The organism is Enterobacter sp. UNJFSC 003 (assembly GCF_036903355.1).
Lineage (GTDB): Bacteria > Pseudomonadota > Gammaproteobacteria > Enterobacterales > Enterobacteriaceae > Enterobacter.
The window spans coordinates 12903-30956 of the sequence record NZ_JBAKHK010000011.1; the positions used below are offsets into that span (position 1 = coordinate 12903).

Sequence of the window (18054 nt, forward strand, 5' to 3'; positions counted from 1 at the left end):
GGTTTTTATGAACGAACAATATTCCGCGTTGCGTAGTAATGTCAGTATGCTCGGCAAAGTGCTTGGAGATACCATCAAAGATGCGCTGGGGGAGAATATCCTCGATCGCGTTGAAACCATCCGCAAGCTGTCCAAATCTTCCCGTGCAGGTAACGAGGCCAATCGTCAGGAGCTGCTCACCACCCTGCAGAACCTGTCCAACGATGAGCTGTTGCCTGTTGCCCGCGCGTTCAGCCAGTTCCTGAACCTCGCAAACACCGCTGAGCAATACCACAGTATTTCGCCAAAAGGCGAAGCGGCCAGCAACCCGGAAGTCATTGCCCGCACCCTTAGAAAACTCAAAGACCAGCCTGACCTCAACGAAGCGATCATCAAAAAAGCGGTGGAATCCCTTTCGCTGGAGCTAGTGCTGACCGCTCACCCCACCGAAATCACCCGCCGCACGCTGATTCACAAAATGGTGGAAGTGAACAACTGTCTCAAGCAGTTGGATAACAAAGACATTGCTGACTACGAACGTAACCAGCTTATGCGCCGTCTGCGCCAGCTGATTGCCCAGTCATGGCACACCGATGAAATTCGTAAGCACCGCCCAAGCCCGGTAGATGAAGCTAAATGGGGCTTTGCGGTAGTGGAAAACAGCCTGTGGGAAGGGGTGCCTAACTACCTGCGCGAGCTGAATGAACAGCTGGAAGAGAACCTGGGCTACCGCCTGCCGGTCGATTTTGTTCCAGTGCGCTTCACCTCCTGGATGGGCGGTGACCGCGACGGTAATCCGAACGTGACGGCGGAAATCACCCGCCACGTCCTGCTGCTGAGCCGCTGGAAAGCGACCGACCTGTTCCTGAAAGACATTCAGGTGCTGATCTCCGAGCTGTCGATGGTTGAAGCAACGCCGGAACTGCGGGAGCTGGCCGGTGAAGAAGGCGCCAGTGAACCGTATCGTTTCCTGATGAAAAAACTGCGCGGTCAGCTGATGGCAACGCAGGCCTGGCTGGAAGCGCGCCTGAAAGGCCAGCGCCTGCCGAAGCCAGAAGGGCTGCTCAGCCAAAACGAACAGCTGTGGGACCCACTATACGCCTGCTATCAGTCGCTGCAGGCCTGCGGTATGGGCATCATCGCCAACGGCGAACTGCTCGACACCCTACGCCGCGTGAAGTGTTTTGGCGTGCCGCTGGTGCGTATCGACGTGCGTCAGGAGAGCACCCGTCATACCGAAGCGCTGGGCGAATTAACCCGCTATCTCGGTATCGGCGACTATGAAAGCTGGTCAGAAGCCGACAAACAGGCCTTCCTGATCCGCGAGCTGAACTCCAAGCGCCCTCTGCTGCCGCGCAACTGGGAGCCAAGCAACGACACCCGCGAAGTGCTCAACACCTGTAAAGCGATCGTTGACGCACCGAAAGGTTCGGTGGCGGCCTACGTGATCTCCATGGCGAAGACCCCGTCCGACGTGCTGGGTGTTCACCTCCTGCTGAAAGAAGCAGGTATCGACTATGCCCTGCCGGTTGCACCACTGTTTGAAACCCTCGACGACCTGAACAATGCCAACGACGTGATGACGCAGTTGCTCAACATCGACTGGTATCGCGGTTTTATTCAGGGCAAGCAGATGGTGATGATTGGTTATTCCGACTCCGCAAAAGATGCGGGCGTGATGGCCGCATCCTGGGCGCAATATCAGGCACAGGACGCGCTGATCAAAACCTGCGAGAAAGCCGGTATCGAACTGACCCTGTTCCACGGTCGCGGTGGCTCGATTGGCCGCGGCGGCGCGCCTGCTCACGCGGCTCTGCTCTCTCAGCCGCCGGGCAGCCTGAAAGGCGGCCTGCGCGTCACCGAACAGGGCGAGATGATCCGCTTCAAATACGGCCTGCCGGAAGTGACCATCAGCAGCCTGTCGCTTTACACCAGCGCCATTCTGGAAGCGAACCTGCTGCCACCGCCGGAACCGAAAGAGTCCTGGTGCCACATCATGGACGAGCTGTCAGATATATCCTGCGATCTGTACCGCGGCTACGTGCGTGAAAACAAAGATTTCGTGCCTTACTTCCGCTCTGCAACCCCTGAACAGGAGCTGGGTAAACTGCCGCTGGGTTCACGTCCGGCCAAACGCCGCCCGACCGGTGGCGTAGAGTCTCTGCGTGCGATTCCGTGGATCTTCGCCTGGACGCAGAACCGTTTGATGCTGCCCGCCTGGCTGGGCGCCGGTGCAGCGTTGCAGAAAGTGGTGGAAGACGGCAAACAGAGCGAACTGGAAACCATGTGCCGCGACTGGCCGTTCTTCTCTACCCGTCTGGGTATGCTGGAGATGGTCTTCTCGAAAGCCGACCTGTGGCTGGCAGAATACTACGATCAGCGTCTGGTAAAACCGGAGCTGTGGACGCTGGGTAAAGAGCTGCGGGAGCTGCTGGAAGGCGACATCAAAGTGGTGCTGGACATCGCTAACGATTCCCATCTGATGGAAGATCTCCCGTGGATTGCCGAGTCCATTCAGTTGCGGAACATCTACACTGACCCACTGAACGTTCTGCAGGCCGAACTGCTGCACCGTTCCCGTCTGGCGGAAGAAGAAGGCAAAGAGCCGGATCCACGCGTTGAACAAGCGCTGATGGTGACAATTGCAGGTGTTGCGGCAGGCATGCGTAACACGGGTTAATGCTTTATGCCGGGCGGCGATCTGCTGCCCGGCAACTTTCGGCCATCTCACCATGCCATTCGATATTCCCCGCATTCTGACTACTCTGATCAACGGCTCCTCGCCGCTGCGTCAGGTGCATTTTTCCACGCCCACCGAACAGCGCCCCCGCCCGTCACCCTTGCTGGTGATACTCCTTGATAACCCGTGCGAGGCACTATTTTCTTCATCCGGAGAGGGCCAACAGCATCCCGCCAGTTCGCTCAGCCTAAGCTTCGGTAAACAGCAGCTGACTCTTCAGCTACATCGCGATAACGCACTGTTGCAGCAGTTGCATATTCCCCGTCGTGGCCCGCGGACGGGCGCTTTTCTGCTGCAAACGCTGACAGAATTACAGATGCAACCTGATGAGCAGGAAACCGCCAGACTGGTCGTATTGAGCTTGCTCAGCCACTGTCGCGATCTGCTTGGCAGCGACATACACACGGCCAGCCGCAGCCGGGCCCTTTTTGAAGCCATTCGTCTCTACGTTGAAGAACATCATGCCTCAGCGTTGACCCGCGAGTCGGTCGCGCAGGCGTTTTACATCTCCCCCAACTATCTTTCCCACCTTTTTCAAAAAACAGGCAACGTGGGATTCAATGAATTTCTGACGCAAACACGTCTGGAACACGCGCGTCAGCTGCTCAAACGCTACAATCTCAAGATCAAGGAGATTGCCGCGCGCTGCGGCTTTGCGGACAGCAACTACTTCTGCCGCCTCTTTCGCAAACATACCGAACGCTCTCCCTCTGAATATCGCCGTCAATATCACAGCCAGCTGACCAGCAAAATCTAGCATTGTGATCGTCCTCTCACTTCGTTAAAGGCATTACATTTGTCCAGTATTTGGCAAAATTGACCTGTATCTCCGACCAACAGCCCCGCCTTATCCTTGACTCAACCTTTCTGACTTAAGGAAAAATAATGGAACTGTATCTGGATACCGCCAGCGTGGCGGACGTGGAGCGCCTGGCGCGCATTTTTCCGATAGCGGGCGTTACCACCAATCCGAGCATTATCGCCACCAGCCGTGAATCCATTTGGGACGTACTGCCGCGTCTGCAACAGGCCATTGGGCCTAAAGGCACGCTGTTTGCCCAGACCATGAGTCGGGACGCAGAGGGCATGGTTGCCGAGGCCAAACGTCTGAGTCATGCCCTACCGGACATCGTGGTAAAAATCCCGGTGACGGCCGAAGGGCTTGTCGCCATTAAAGCGCTGAAAAAAGAGGGCATCACCACGCTGGGCACCGCCGTTTACAGCGCTGCACAGGGTTTGCTGGCCGCGCTGGCGGGTGCGAAATATGTGGCACCGTATGTAAATCGCGTCGACGCACAGGGCGGCGACGGCATACGTATGGTTCAGGAGCTGCAATCCCTGCTGGAACAGCATGCGCCGGGTAGCATCGTTTTAGCTGCCAGCTTCAAAACCCCGCGTCAGGCGCTGGACTGCCTGCTTGCCGGATGCGAGGCAATCACGCTTCCTTTAGATGTAGCGCAACAAATGCTCGGCACCCCGGCGGTACAGTCAGCGATAGAGAAGTTCGAGCAAGACTGGAAAAACGCGTTTGGTAACCTCAACCTCTAAGGGAGAACTGTTATGGACCGTATCATTCAATCACCAGGGAAATACATCCAGGGTGCTGATGTTCTTACCCGTCTCGGCGACTATCTGAAACCGCTGGCACAGCGCTGGCTGGTTGTGGGCGATAAATTTGTGCTGGATTTTGCCGAAGAGACCCTGCGTGATAGCGTCAAGAAAGCGGGACTTCATGCCGAAATCGCGCCGTTTGGCGGCGAATGTTCGCAAAATGAAATCGATCGCCTGAAAAAACTGGCCGACAGCGCCGACTGCATGGCGGTGTTGGGTATCGGTGGGGGGAAAACGCTGGATACCGCCAAAGCGCTGGCCCACTTTATGGACGTGCCCGTTGCCATTGCCCCAACCATTGCCTCCACGGACGCCCCCTGCAGCGCCCTTTCCGTAATTTATACCGACAGCGGCGAATTCGACCGCTATCTGATGCTGCCGCACAACCCGAATATGGTGATTGTTGATACCAACGTGGTGGCTGGCGCACCGGCACGCCTGCTGGCCGCCGGAATTGGCGATGCGCTGGCAACCTGGTTTGAAGCGCGCGCCTGCTCGCGCAGTGGCGCAACCACCATGGCCGGTGGCAAATGTACGCAGGCGGCTTTAGCGCTTGCCGAGCTGTGCTACAACACGCTGGTTGAAGAAGGTGAGAAGGCGATGCTGGCAGCCGAGCAGCACGTGGTCACACCCGCACTGGAACGCATCATCGAAGCAAACACGTATCTCAGCGGCGTGGGCTTTGAAAGCGGCGGGCTGGCGGCGGCGCATGCTATTCATAACGGCATGACGGCGGTGCCAGATGCGCATCACTTCTATCATGGCGAAAAAGTGGCGTTTGGTACGCTGACGCAGCTGGTACTGGAGAACGCGCCGGTTGAAGAAATAGAAACCGTCGCGGCACTTTGCCACAGCGTTGGGTTGCCCATCACGCTGGCGCAGCTGAATATTAAAGAGGATATTCCAGCCAAAATGCGCCTGATTGCCGAGGCGTCCTGCGCTGAGGGGGAAACCATCCACAACATGCCGGGAGGCGCGTCGCCGGATCAGGTTTACGCGGCGCTGCTGGTTGCTGACCAGTACGGACAGCGGTTCTTGCAGGAGTGGGAATAATAGAATTACCGGGTGGCAGCTACGCCACCCGGTATGATAGTTACAGCAAGTCGAAACGATCCAACTCCATCACCTTCGCCCATGCGGCAACGAAGTCACGAACGAACTTCTCGCTGGCATCGCTGCTGGCGTAAACTTCAGCCAGCGCGCGCAGGACGGCGTTCGAGCCAAATACCAGGTCGGCGCGGGTGGCAGTATATTTCACCTCGCCATTGGCGCGATCGCTACCGGCAAACAGCTCGTTGGACTCATCTGTCGCTTTCCACTGAGTATTCATGTCCAGCAGGTTCACGAAGAAGTCGTTGCTCAACACGCCTTCGCGGTTGGTGAACACGCCATTCTTGCTGCCATCAAAGTTCGCACTCAACACGCGCAGGCCACCAACCAGCACCGTCAGTTCTGGCGCGGTGAGCGTCAGTTGCTGAGCTTTGTCGATTAACAGCGACTCGGTAGTTGATGTGTCAACCTGCGCACGGTAATTACGGAAGCCATCGGCAATCGGTTCGAGCAGGTTAAACATCTCGATATCCGTCTGATCCTGACGCGCATCCACACGGCCCGGGGTAAACGGCACGGTGACGTAAACGCCTGCAGCTTTTGCCGCCTGCTCAACGCCCACTACGCCCGCCAGCACGATGATATCGGCCAGTGACGCTTTGTTGGTGGTGCGCTGAATGGCTTCCAGAGCCGGTAACGCGCGTACTGCTGCGGCGTTAACATCCCAGTCGCGCTGCGGCGCCAGCGCCAAACGCGCGCCGTTGGCACCGCCACGCTTGTCGCCGCCGCGGAAGGTCGACGCAGCTGCCCAGGCAACAGAAACCAGTTCGCTCACGGACAGGCCTGATGCCACGATTTCCGCTTTCAGACTTTCAATGTCTTCTTTCGAAGGATTGAACACGGCCTGCGGCAGCGGATCCTGCCAAATCAGATCTTCCTTCGGCACTTCTGGACCGATGTAACGCGCTTTTGGCCCCATATCGCGGTGGGTCAGTTTGAACCATGCGCGCGCGAACGCTTCGTTGAAGGCCTGCGGATCGTTCAGGAAGCGGCGAGAGATTTTCTCGAATTCCGGATCAAAACGCAGCGTCAGATCGGTAACCAGCATGGTGGGTTTGCGTTTTTTCGACGGGTCGAACGGGTCAGGCATGATGTCTGGCGCATCCACGGCTTCAAACTGAATCGCACCGGCCGGGCTACGGGTCTGCACCCATTCGTATTTGAACAGATTCTCGAAGAAATAGTTGCTCCACTGGGTCGGCGTTTGTGACCAGATAACTTCAAGACCAGAGGTAATGGCATCTGCACCAACCCCCGTGCCGTGCGTGCTGGCCCAGCCCAGACCCTGTGCTTCAATCGGTGACGCTTCCGGATCGGTGCCGACATGGGTTGCTTCACCCGCGCCGTGGGTTTTACCGAGCGTATGGCCGCCTGCGATCAGCGCGACGGTCTCTTCATCGTTCATCCCCATATTACCGAAGGTGGCGCGAATCGCCGCCGCCGCTGACAGCGGTTCACCGCTGGCGTTTGGCCCTTCCGGGTTAACGTAGATCAAGCCCATTTCGGTGGCCGCCAGCGGGCGTTTCGCCAGCGCTTCCGGGTCACGATGGGCGAGCCAGGCTTTTTCATCACCCCAGTTCACGTCCAGATCCGGTTCCCACACGTCTTCACGCCCGGCACCAAAACCAAAGGTACGGAAGCCAGAGTTTTCCAGCGCCACATTCCCCGCGAGGATAAACAGGTCAGCCCAGGAAATTTTTTGTCCGTATTTTTGCTTGATCGGCCACAGCAGGCGGCGCGCTTTATCGAGGCTGACGTTATCAGGCCAGGAGTTGAGCGGCGCAAAGCGCTGTTGACCCCGTCCTGCGCCCCCGCGTCCGTCGACGGAACGATAGGTGCCCGCACCGTGCCATGCCATACGAATAAACAGGCCCGCATAGCTACCCCAGTCAGCAGGCCACCAAGGTTGAGAGTCGGTTAAAAGCGCTTTGAGATCGCCCTTGAGGGCAGAGTAATCAAGTTTGCTGAATTCTTTGCGGTAGTCGAAGTCTTCACCCAATGGGTTCGAACGGTTGGAATGTTGGTTAAGAAGATCGATGCGGAGTTGTTTCGGCCACCAGTCTTTACTGCTGGTGCCTGCACCCGCGCTATGATCGACGCCGCCCTGATGAAACGGGCATTTACCGGCTGATGCGGCATTATTGGTATCGTCTGACGTGCTCATCGCTATGCTCCCTTTACAGTGTTACCGTTACGATATACGCCCTTATTAATAAGGTATAGTTGGGATAACCCACAGATTCGATAGTTAATTCCGTTTAATTACGCTTTGAAAATATGTGTCTTTTGTACGTCAAAGGCAGGATTGCTGATATGAAGGGAAAAGAAAACCCTTAGAAATCAGAAAACCCTCCGAAGAGGGCTTTTAATTGTTACACGCCTGGTCTGACACCAAGCGTATGGCAAATGGCGTAACTCATCTCCGCGCGGTTCAGCGTATAGAAGTGGAAATCCTTCACTCCTTCACGACTTAAGATCTTCACCATATCCATCGCGATATTTGCGCCTACCAGCTTGCGTGTTTCCGGGTCATCGTCCAGCCCCTCGTACATTTTAGACATCCAATGCGGAATGCGCACGTTGGTCATATCGGCAAATTTCTTTGCCTGCTTGAAGTTAGACACCGGCAAAATTCCCGGGATAATTTCAACATCAATGCCCGCCGAGACGCAGCGGTCACGAAAGCGCAGATAGCTTTCCACATCAAAGAAGAATTGCGTAATGGCGCGGTTCGCACCGGCGTCGACTTTACGCTTCAGGTTCAGCAGGTCCGCCTGAGCGCTTTTCGCTTCCGGGTGCACTTCCGGGTAAGCCGCCACCGAGATATCAAAGTCGGCCACCTCTTTCAGCAGGGCGACCAGATCGGTTGCGTACATGTCAGGTTTGCCGCTGCCCGGCGGCAGGTCGCCGCGCAGGGCAACGATGTGACGAATTCCGTTGTTCCAGTAATCCTGGGCAATGGCCTGCAGTTCGTCGCGGGTGGCGTCGATGCAGGTCAGGTGCGGTGCTGCTTCAAGACCAGTACGATCTTTAATGCCTTTAATGATGCTGTGCGTGCGGTCACGCTCACCGGAGTTGGCACCGTACGTGACGGAGACAAACTTCGGCTTCAGGCTGCTCAGGCGATCGATAGAGCTCCACAGGGTTTGCTCCATTTCACTGGTGCGCGGCGGGAAAAATTCAAAAGAGACGTTAATCTGGCCGTTTACTTCAGCCAGGCTCTGATTCAGTGCTTCCCGCTGGTTGGCGTGAAAAAAGCTCATACCTTACCTCTATCATTCGCGTGTCGTTATTTGTTGTGTTGTGAACTTCTATACGTTTAGACGTCCAGATGTAAAAATGACGGAAAAGCGGAGTGGCGTCAACAGAAATAATCAACAATAACGGTGAGGATTGCTCAGTGAAGGTGAGGGATGTTCATGATGAGGGTGAGTGCGGTTGATTGCACTCACCCTAACCCTCAGCCCACAGGGAGAGGGAACACGCAGAATTACAGCAGCTTAGCCAAACGGTTGATGTCAGACTGGATCGCCCCAGCGGTAACGTCGCGCCCCGCGCCCGGACCGCGGATCACCAGCGGGTTATCACGGTACCAGCGGCTTTCAATCGCGAAGACGTTGTCACACGGCAGCAGAGCCGCCAGCGGGTGTTCAGGACGCACCGCCTCCACGCCCACGCGCGCTTTGCCGTTCGCCTCGAAACGCGCCACATAACGCAGTACCAGCCCCATCTCGTTTGCCGCTTCCAGACGTTGCACCATCTGTTCGTTCAGCTCGTCGCCGTTCTCGAAGAAGTGATCGACCGATCCCTCTTCACAGCCCGCAGGCACCAGCGATTCCACGCGAACAGCATCCGGTTCGATGTCGTAGCCCGCTTCGCGCGCCAGGATCACCAGCTTACGCATCACGTCTTTTCCGGCAAGGTCAACGCGCGGATCGGGTTCGGTTAAGCCCTGCTGCCACGCCTGGTCGACCAGGTCGGTGAACGGGACGGTGCCATCAAACTGCAGGAACAGCCAGGAGAGCGTGCCGGAGAAAATCCCGCTGAGCGCCAGAATGCTGTCACCGCTTTCAATCAGATCGCGCACGGTATGGTTAACCGGCAAACCTGCGCCAACGGTGGCGTTATAGAGCCAGTGACGGCCGGTTTTCTCAAACGCGTCGTGGATCTGGCGGTATTTATCAGTGCTGCTCGCACCGGCCAGCTTGTTCGCGCTGATGACGTGGAAGCCGTGGCTAGCGAAATCAAGATACTGGTCGGCAAGCTGCTCGCTTGCCGTCACGTCCAGCACCACCAGGTCATCGTACGGGTGCGCGCGCATCCACAGGAACAGCGACTCTTCATCCTGCTCTACGGCTTCATCATTAAAGAAGGCAAGCGCGCGGCTGGCGTCCAGCCCTTCGTAATTCAGCAGGCTGCGGCGGCTATCCACCACCCCAGCCAGAACAAATTCAAACCCGGTTCGGGCAGAAAGCGTCTCTTGCTCACGCGCGAAAAGCTCCAGCCAGCGGGAGCCAATATTGCCCTTGCCGAACAGAACCAGGCCAATCCGTTTTTCCGCGCGGAACAGGGACGTGTGCAGACCCTGAATCAGGCTCTCGGTTGGCCCCTTACGCAGCACGGCAACCAGGCTGATGCCCTCTTCCGACTGCCAGGTGAATTCAACCGGCTGGCCTTTTAACTGCTGCCAGAAACGGTGGCAGTGCAGCGGGTTGCGGGTGACGCCCGCGCCCACCATCGCCACCAGCGCCAGACCCTGACGCAAACGAAGCTCGCCCGGCAGGCCTGCTTCATCGAGTATTTTAAGCGCGCTGTCCGCCACTTCGGCGGTATAACAGAACTGCAGCAGCTGGCGATCGTTATGCACGCCAACGGCCAGCGGACGCACCTGGGCGCGCTTGAGGATCAGGTCGATATCTTTGTGCGCCAGCTTGAAGTCCTGGCCCGCAGGCACCTGGAACTCAATCAGGCAAATGTCGTCGTGGCTGGTGACAATGCGTGCGCCGGTACCAGAGGCCAGCACGCGCTCAATGCGCGTAGAACCTTGATCCGGGGTATAGCTACAGCGCAGCTGCAGGTCGATATCGCTGCCGGAGACGGGCTGAAGCGTGCGGGCGTGCAGCACCGGCGCAGCAAGACGTGCCAGCTCGCTGGCTTCGTCAAGACGCAGCAGCGGCAGCAGACAGGCATCTTTCACTTTACGCGGGTCCGCACTGTAGACCCCCGCCACGTCGCTCCAGATGGTAACGCGGGACACACCCGCCAGCGCACCGATTTGCGTCGCGGAGTAGTCAGAACCGTTACGCCCCAGCAGGACGGTTTCACCCGCACTGCTGCGGCTGATAAAGCCGGTGACCACGATACGCTTGCCTGGATGCTGCACCAGCAGCTGTTGCAGCAGCGGGTAAGACAGGCCTTCATCCACCTGCGGCTGCGCGGCGCGTTCGGCACGCAGGAAATCGCGCGCGTCGAGCCAGGCGGCTTCAACGCCGAGGTGTTGCAGAACGGCAGCCATCAGGCGCGCCGACCACACTTCACCGTGGCCAACCACTTCGGCATACACCGCATCGGTGATACCGCTGTCCAGCAGGGCAGCCAGACGTTCAAGATCGTGCGTAAAGGCACTAATCAGCCCGTCGGCGACGTCCGCAGGCAGCAAGCCGGCAATCAGCTCGCTCTGGTAGCGGCGTAAGGACTGCTGAACCTGATGCGCAGAAAGGCGATCGGTCTGGCTCAGTTTCAGCCAGCTAATCAACTGGTTGGTGGTGCTGCCCGCCGCAGAGACAACCATCATGTCACCCGGCTGTGAATACTCCGTCATGATCCCTGCGACACGCAGGTAACACTTCACATCAGCAAGACTACTACCACCAAACTTGTGCAGTTGACGACCCTTCGCCCCTGCCTGCGCTATCACACTCATGATTACCCCTTGGCTGCGACCTGGAAGCCATTTTCCAGATCGGCAATTAAATCTTCAGAATCTTCGATACCGGTCGAGATACGCAGCAGCGTCTCAGAGATCCCGGCGGCGGCACGTGCTTCTGGTGCCATACCTGCGTGCGTCATGGTCGCGGCGTGGGAGATTAAGCTTTCAACCCCACCTAAGGATTCCGCCAGCGTAAACAATGACAACCCGCTCAGGAAGCGACGCAGCGTTTGCTCGTCACCGTCCAGTTCAAAACTTAACATTGCGCCAAATCCTTTCTGCTGGCGCGCGGCAATCTCGTGCCCCTGGTTTTCCGGCAGCGACGGGTGATAAAGCTTTTTCACCAGCGGCTGCGTTTTCAGGAAATCAACAATCGCCTGGGCATTGCGCTGCGCCACTTCCATGCGCGGCGACAGCGTGCGGATACCGCGCAGCAGCAGATAGCTGTCGAAGGCGCTCGCGGTGACGCCAATGTTATTGGCCCACCATGCCAGTTCAGTGACAACGTCGGGATCTTTTGCAATCACCACACCCGCTACCACGTCAGAATGGCCGTTCAGATATTTAGTGCATGAATGCAATACCAGATCGGCACCCAGTGCCAGTGGGTTCTGAAGGGCCGGACTGAGGAACGTATTATCCACTACACTTATCGCTCCCGCATCCCTTGCGAGCTGACAAATTTTCGCAATGTCGACAACGCGCAACAATGGATTGCTCGGACTTTCCACCAGAACCAGCTTCGGCTGCTCTGCAAGCGCCTGTTTCAGGGCCTGCTCATCGTTTTGATCGACAAATAGCACGCGATAACAGCCGCGTTTTGCCAGGCTATCAAACAGGCGATAGCTACCGCCGTAGCAGTCATGCGGCGCAACCAGCAGATCGCCAGGCTTCAGGAAAACGGTGGTCACCAGGTGAATCGCCGACATTCCGGTGTTGGTCAGTACCGCTCCTGCGCCCCCCTCCAGCTCCGCCAGCGCGCGCTGGGTCACGTCACGTGTAGGGTTGCCACGACGCGAGTAGTCATGCGCGCGGGGTTCATTAAATCCGGTGAAATTATAGGTACTGGAAAGATGAATCGGCGGGACAACGCAGCCGTACTGCTCGTCATCATTCAATCCGCTACGCACTGCAATGGTGGCCTGTTTACGCGTCATGGTGAAGGCTTCCTGGCTAATGAGGTGAAAAGTCAGGCACCAGAGTAAACATTGATAGTATGGACGTCAATACATCTGGACATCTAAACTTCTTTGCGTATAGATTGAGCAAAGCGCAAATAGCCGTTAAAATTATATGCTTTAGTGCACGCTGCAGCGGCAATATCCGTGCCTCGGTATCGTCTCTACGGTAAACTACGCAAGATTACGGTTCAAAACTGACGGTTACAGGTTTTGCACCTTTAGATTAATGACTGAGAGGATTAAAGGTATCTCATGGCTGAATGGAGCGGCGAATATATCAGCCCATACGCTGAGCACGGTAAGAAGAGTGAACAAGTAAAAAAAATTACGGTTTCCATTCCTCTGAAGGTGTTGAAGATCCTCACCGATGAACGTACGCGTCGTCAGGTGAATAACCTGCGTCACGCAACCAACAGTGAACTGCTTTGCGAAGCGTTTCTGCACGCGTTTACCGGCCAACCGTTGCCTAACGATGAAGATCTGCGCAAAGAGCGTAGTGACGAAATTCCGGAAGAGGCAAAGGTGATCATGCGTGAACTGGGTATTGACCCGGATACGTGGGAATACTGAGAAGCAGATACAAAAAAGGCACCTTACGGTGCCTTTTTTTTCGGGATACTTATTTAGCGCCCGGGATGCTGAAACGCTTGTTGAAGCGGTCAACACGGCCACCGGTTGCAACATCACGCTGCTTACCAGTGTAGAACGGGTGGCATTTGCCGCACACGTCCAGGTTCAGATCGTGACCCACGGTGGAGCGGATCTGGATAGAGTTACCGCAAGAACAGTTTGCAGTAATCATTTCGTATTTCGGGTGAATATCTTTTTTCATGGGAGAACCTCAGTTAAGGCCGCGTCGCTCTTCCAGCCCTAACGCCAGACACCACGCGATGTTGAATGTAAGTTCTTTGGCGTAAAGTACACCAAAGGCGGCGAATCATACAGAATTTAACCAGCGCATGCAAACTGATCCGCACGCCGCTTTTACTAATGTGTATACTAACGCGCCACTTTTCAAGTCAGGAAGATTCGATGCCCGTTGCTCACGTTGCCCTGCCCGTTCCGCTTCCCCGCACCTTTGACTATCTGCTGCCCGACAGCATGAGCGCCAAAGCGGGCTGTCGCGTGACCGTGCCTTTCGGCAAACAGCAGCGCGTGGGGATCGTGGTGTCAGTCAGCGAGAAAAGCGAGCTGCCGCTCAATGAACTGAAATCGGTTGTGGAGGTGCTGGACAGTGAGCCGGTTTATTCGACCAGCACCTGGCGACTGCTGCTGTGGGCTGCGGACTACTATCATCATCCGATTGGCGATGTCCTGTTCCATGCTCTGCCGATTATGCTGCGCCAGGGCAAGAACGCCAGCCACGCGCCGATGTGGTACTGGTTTGCTACCGAACAGGGTCAGGCCGTGGACATCAACAGCCTGAAGCGATCGCAGAAACAACAGCAGGCGCTGGCAGCACTGCGTCAGGGGAAAATCTGGCGTCATCAGGTCGACGAGCTCGAGGTGAACGAAGCCGCACTGCAGGCGTTAAGAAAGAAAGGGCTAAGTGAACTGGGCAGTGAAGCCCCCGCCCTTTACGACTGGCGCGACAGCTTTTCCGTGTCGGGCGATCGTCTGCGTCTGAACACTGAGCAGGCCACCGCCGTAGGTGCCATTCATAGCGCCTCGGACCATTTCTCAGCCTGGCTTCTGGCGGGCGTCACCGGCTCCGGCAAGACCGAGGTTTATCTCAGCGTGCTGGAAAACGTACTCGCGCAGGGCAAGCAGGCGCTGGTGATGGTGCCGGAAATCGGCCTGACGCCGCAAACCATCGCCCGTTTCCGGGAGCGTTTCAATGCGCCGGTTGAAGTGCTGCACTCCGGCCTGAACGACAGCGAACGTCTCAGCGCCTGGCTGAAAGCGAAGAACGGCGAAGCGGCAATTGTGATCGGCACCCGCTCGTCGCTGTTTACGCCGTTTAAAAATCTCGGCGTCATCGTTATCGATGAAGAGCACGACAGCTCGTATAAACAGCAAGAAGGCTGGCGCTATCACGCCCGCGATTTGGCCGTGTACCGCGCCCACAGCGAGCAAATTCCTATTATTCTGGGTTCCGCCACCCCCGCGCTGGAAACACTGCATAACGTTCGCCAGCGCAAATACCATATGTTGCGCCTGACCCGTCGTGCGGGTAATGCCCGCCCGGCAATTCAACACGTGTTGGATCTCAAAGGCCAGCAGGTACAGGCCGGGCTAGCGCCCGCGCTAATTTCCCGCATGCGTCAGCATCTGCAGGCAGGCAACCAGGTAATTCTGTTCCTCAACCGCCGCGGATTTGCCCCCGCATTGCTGTGCCACGACTGCGGCTGGATTGCAGAATGCCCGCGCTGTGACCACTACTACACGTTCCACCAGGCCCAGCGTCACTTACGCTGCCACCACTGTGATAGCCAACGCCCGGTCCCGCGCCAGTGTCCGTCATGCGGTTCAACGCATATCGTGCCGGTCGGTCTGGGAACCGAACAGCTTGAACACGCTCTGGGGCCGTTTTTCCCGGATGTCCCTCTTTCCCGCATCGACAGGGATACCACCAGCCGCAAAGGGGCGTTGGAGCAACAGCTGGCAGAAGTGCATCGTGGTGGCGCGCGCATTTTGATTGGCACCCAGATGCTGGCAAAAGGTCACCACTTCCCGGACGTCACGCTGGTTGCCCTGCTGGACGTCGACGGCGCGCTGTTCTCCGCCGATTTCCGTTCTGCGGAGCGCTTTGCCCAGCTTTATACGCAGGTTGCCGGACGTGCCGGACGCGCGGGCAAACAGGGCGAAGTGGTATTGCAGACACACCACCCTGAGCACCCTCTGCTGCAAACGTTGCTGCATAAGGGCTATGACGCCTTTGCTGAGCAGGCACTGGCTGAGCGTCAGACCATGCAATTACCGCCATGGACCAGCCACGTCATCATTCGTGCGGAAGATCATAATAACCAGCAGGCACCGCTTTTCCTGCAACAGCTGAGAAACCTCCTGCAGGCCAGCCCGCTTGTTGACGGGCAGCTGTGGATTTTAGGTCCGGTCCCCGCGCTGGCCCCGAAACGCGGCGGGCGTTTCCGCTGGCAAATTTTGCTTCAGCACCCGTCTCGTATCCGTTTGCAGCACATCGTTAGTGGCACGCTGGCGCTGATCAATACCCTGCCAGAAGCCCGTAAAGTGAAGTGGGTTCTTGACGTCGATCCGATTGAAGGCTGAAGACCGATCGAAAAATTTAACGCGCCTCACACTTTTTATGAAAATTCTGTAACCGATTCCATTAACTATCTGTAAAAATGGTGATGGCAGAAGTTCGGTGTTCAGGCGAGGAGAAGACGTGAAGTCCAGGAAAGAGGTTGCCACTGCGACCATGAAAGACGTTGCCGAGAAAGCACAAGTCTCAACGGCAACCGTGTCCCGCGCATTAATGAACCCGGACAAAGTCTCCCAGGCGACCCGTAACCGGGTGGAGCAGGCGGCGCTTGAAGTGGGCTATTTCCCACAGGCGATGGGGCGCAACGTTAAACGTAACGAATCTCGCACCATCCTCGTGATCGTGCCTGACATTTGCGATCCCTTCTTCAGCGAGATTATTCGCGGTATCGAAGTGACGGCCGCGGAACAGGGTTATCTGGTCCTAATTGGCGACTGTGCTCACCAGAATCAGCAGGAAAAAACCTTTATCGACCTCATTATCACCAAGCAGATCGACGGCATGTTGCTGCTCGGCTCTCGTTTGCCGTTTGATGCCAGTATCGAAGAACAGCGCAATTTGCCGCCAATGGTGATGGCCAACGAGTTTGCGCCGGAGCTTGAGCTGCCGACCGTTCATATTGATAACCTGACCGCCGCATTTAACGCCGTTAACTATCTTCAGGAACTGGGGCATAAACGCATTGGCTGTATTGCCGGTCCGGAAGAGATGCCGCTGTGCCATTACCGCCTGCAGGGCTACGTTCAGGCGCTGCGTCGTACCGGCGTAACCGTCGATCCGCATTACATCGCGCGCGGTGATTTTACCTTTGAAGCCGGTGGACAGGCGCTGGAGAAGCTGTTGACGCTGCCTGCACCGCCTACCGCCGTGTTCTGTCACAGTGATGTCATGGCGTTGGGCGCGCTCTCCTATGCCAAACGCCGGGGTTTACGCGTGCCAAAAGACCTGTCGATTATCGGCTTCGACAATATTTCGCTTTCGGAATTTTGCGATCCGCCGCTCTCAACCGTCTCGCAACCACGCTATCAAATTGGCCGTGAGGCAATGCTTCTGCTGCTGGATCAGCTGCATGGTCAAACAGTTAGCAGCGGCTCACGATTGCTGGACTGCGAACTGATTGTGCGCGGTTCTACCCAGGCGTTGACTTAACGTAAATGTCTTTAGGACACCCTTATCTGGTCAAAGCCCCGCCGCTTAAGTAACATGGCGGGCTGACGAACGAATAAATACAGCGAAACGATAGTGGCACAACGAGATTATGTACGTCGCGGCCAGCCGGCACCTTCGCGACGCAAAAAGAGTAGTTCAAAAAGCAAGCAACGGAACCTGCCCGCTGTCTCGCCAGCAATGGTCGCTATTGCTGCGGCTGTACTGGTGGCCTTTATTGGCGGCTTGTACTTCATTACGCATCATAAAAAAGAAGAGTCTGAGGCACTTCAGGCTAACAAGGTTGCCGGGAATGGGTTGCCGCCGAAGCCTGAAGAGCGATGGCGCTATATTAAAGAGCTGGAAAGCCGCCAGCCTGGCGTACGTGCGCCTACCGAGCCGTCTGCCGGTGGTGAAGTGAAGAATGCCGATCAGCTGACTGACGAACAACGCCAGCTCTTGGCGCAGATGCAGGCCGATATGCGCCAGCAGCCTACGCAGCTGAGCGAAGTGCCGTGGAATGAACAGACGCCTGCGCAGCGACAGCAAACGTTGCAGCTGCAGCGCCAACGTCAGGCTCAGATCCAGCAACAGCAACAGCAACAACAGTGGGCGCAAACTCAGCCTGTGCAGCAGCCTAAAGCGCAGCCACAACAGCAAACGCGTACTGTGCAGTCGCAACCTGTTCAGCAGCAACCGAAATCACAGCCGCAAAAGCAAAGCACGCAGCCGTATCAGGACTTGCTGCAGACGCCTGCACATACCGCCGCGCAACAGCCGAAAACCCAGCAGGCCGCCCCGGTGACCAAAGAAACGGAAGCGCCGAAGCAAACGGCCGAGAAGAAAGATGAACGTCGCTGGATGGTTCAGTGCGGCTCGTTTAAAGGCGCAGAGCAGGCCGAAACGGTGCGCGCTCAGCTGGCATTCGAAGGATTTGATTCACGCATAACCACCAACAACGGCTGGAATCGCGTGGTGATTGGGCCCGTCAAAGGCAAAGAAAATGCCGATGGCACCATTTCCCGTTTGAAGATTGCGGGTCACACAAACTGCATTCGACTCGCATCCGGGGGTTGAAACCCCCGAAATCCCCCCCATCTATCATTCTATTCAGCCCTGAGCACAGGCTCAGGGC

Annotated in this window: 13 protein-coding genes; 8 read left to right on the plus strand and 5 right to left on the minus strand. The window is 56.8% G+C overall.

The window, feature by feature from the left end:
• The first annotated feature begins 7 nt into the window (after positions 1-7).
• The 4 genes from ppc (at position 8) to V5P19_RS19090 (ending at position 5383) form a co-directional block, all read left to right on the plus strand.
• A complete protein-coding gene (ppc, locus tag V5P19_RS19075) occupies positions 8-2659 on the plus strand; it encodes a phosphoenolpyruvate carboxylase (protein ID WP_334406449.1) in 2652 nt (883 codons plus the stop codon).
• Positions 2660-2711: 52 nt separating this feature from the next.
• On the plus strand, positions 2712-3476 hold the full coding sequence (locus V5P19_RS19080; RefSeq protein ID WP_334406451.1) for a helix-turn-helix transcriptional regulator: 765 nt from the start codon (positions 2712-2714) through the stop codon (positions 3474-3476).
• A gap of 128 nt (positions 3477-3604) precedes the next feature.
• Positions 3605-4267 carry a fructose-6-phosphate aldolase gene (gene fsa, locus V5P19_RS19085; RefSeq protein ID WP_334406453.1) on the plus strand — a complete coding sequence of 221 codons (663 nt, stop codon included), beginning with the start codon at positions 3605-3607 and terminating at the stop codon, positions 4265-4267.
• Between the two features lie 12 nt (positions 4268-4279).
• A complete protein-coding gene (locus V5P19_RS19090) occupies positions 4280-5383 on the plus strand; it encodes a glycerol dehydrogenase (RefSeq protein ID WP_334406455.1) in 1104 nt (367 codons plus the stop codon).
• Positions 5384-5423: 40 nt separating this feature from the next.
• Here V5P19_RS19090 and katG read toward each other — a convergent pair whose 3' ends face one another.
• From katG to metB, 4 genes are all read right to left on the minus strand, one after another.
• On the minus strand, positions 5424-7604 hold the full coding sequence (gene katG / locus V5P19_RS19095; protein ID WP_334406457.1) for a catalase/peroxidase HPI: 2181 nt from the start codon (positions 7602-7604) through the stop codon (positions 5424-5426).
• 208 nt (positions 7605-7812) lie between these two features.
• On the minus strand, positions 7813-8703 hold the full coding sequence (gene metF, locus V5P19_RS19100; RefSeq protein ID WP_334406459.1) for a methylenetetrahydrofolate reductase: 891 nt from the start codon (positions 8701-8703) through the stop codon (positions 7813-7815).
• A gap of 227 nt (positions 8704-8930) precedes the next feature.
• The gene (locus tag V5P19_RS19105; protein WP_334406461.1) at positions 8931-11363 is read right to left on the minus strand and encodes a bifunctional aspartate kinase/homoserine dehydrogenase II; all 2433 of its coding nucleotides are present in this window, start codon (positions 11361-11363) and stop codon (positions 8931-8933) included.
• 2 nt (positions 11364-11365) lie between these two features.
• The gene (metB, locus tag V5P19_RS19110; RefSeq protein ID WP_089599282.1) at positions 11366-12526 is read right to left on the minus strand and encodes a cystathionine gamma-synthase; all 1161 of its coding nucleotides are present in this window, start codon (positions 12524-12526) and stop codon (positions 11366-11368) included.
• 276 nt (positions 12527-12802) lie between these two features.
• Here metB and metJ point away from each other — a divergent pair, with 276 nt between their 5' ends.
• Positions 12803-13120 carry a met regulon transcriptional regulator MetJ gene (gene metJ, locus V5P19_RS19115; RefSeq protein ID WP_007369220.1) on the plus strand — a complete coding sequence of 106 codons (318 nt, stop codon included), beginning with the start codon at positions 12803-12805 and terminating at the stop codon, positions 13118-13120.
• 49 nt (positions 13121-13169) lie between these two features.
• Here metJ and rpmE read toward each other — a convergent pair whose 3' ends face one another.
• Positions 13170-13382, minus strand: coding sequence for a 50S ribosomal protein L31 (rpmE, locus tag V5P19_RS19120; protein WP_003862040.1), 213 nt, complete (start codon positions 13380-13382; stop codon positions 13170-13172).
• A gap of 200 nt (positions 13383-13582) precedes the next feature.
• Here rpmE and priA point away from each other — a divergent pair, with 200 nt between their 5' ends.
• The 3 genes from priA (at position 13583) to ftsN (ending at position 17996) form a co-directional block, all read left to right on the plus strand.
• The gene (priA, locus tag V5P19_RS19125; RefSeq protein WP_334406467.1) at positions 13583-15778 is read left to right on the plus strand and encodes a primosomal protein N'; all 2196 of its coding nucleotides are present in this window, start codon (positions 13583-13585) and stop codon (positions 15776-15778) included.
• Between the two features lie 118 nt (positions 15779-15896).
• A complete protein-coding gene (gene cytR, locus V5P19_RS19130) occupies positions 15897-16922 on the plus strand; it encodes a DNA-binding transcriptional regulator CytR (protein WP_334406469.1) in 1026 nt (341 codons plus the stop codon).
• A 93-nt stretch (positions 16923-17015) separates the two neighbouring features.
• Positions 17016-17996, plus strand: a complete 981-nt coding sequence (ftsN, locus tag V5P19_RS19135) for a cell division protein FtsN (protein WP_334406471.1) — start codon at positions 17016-17018, stop codon at positions 17994-17996.
• Positions 17997-18054 lie beyond the last annotated feature (58 nt).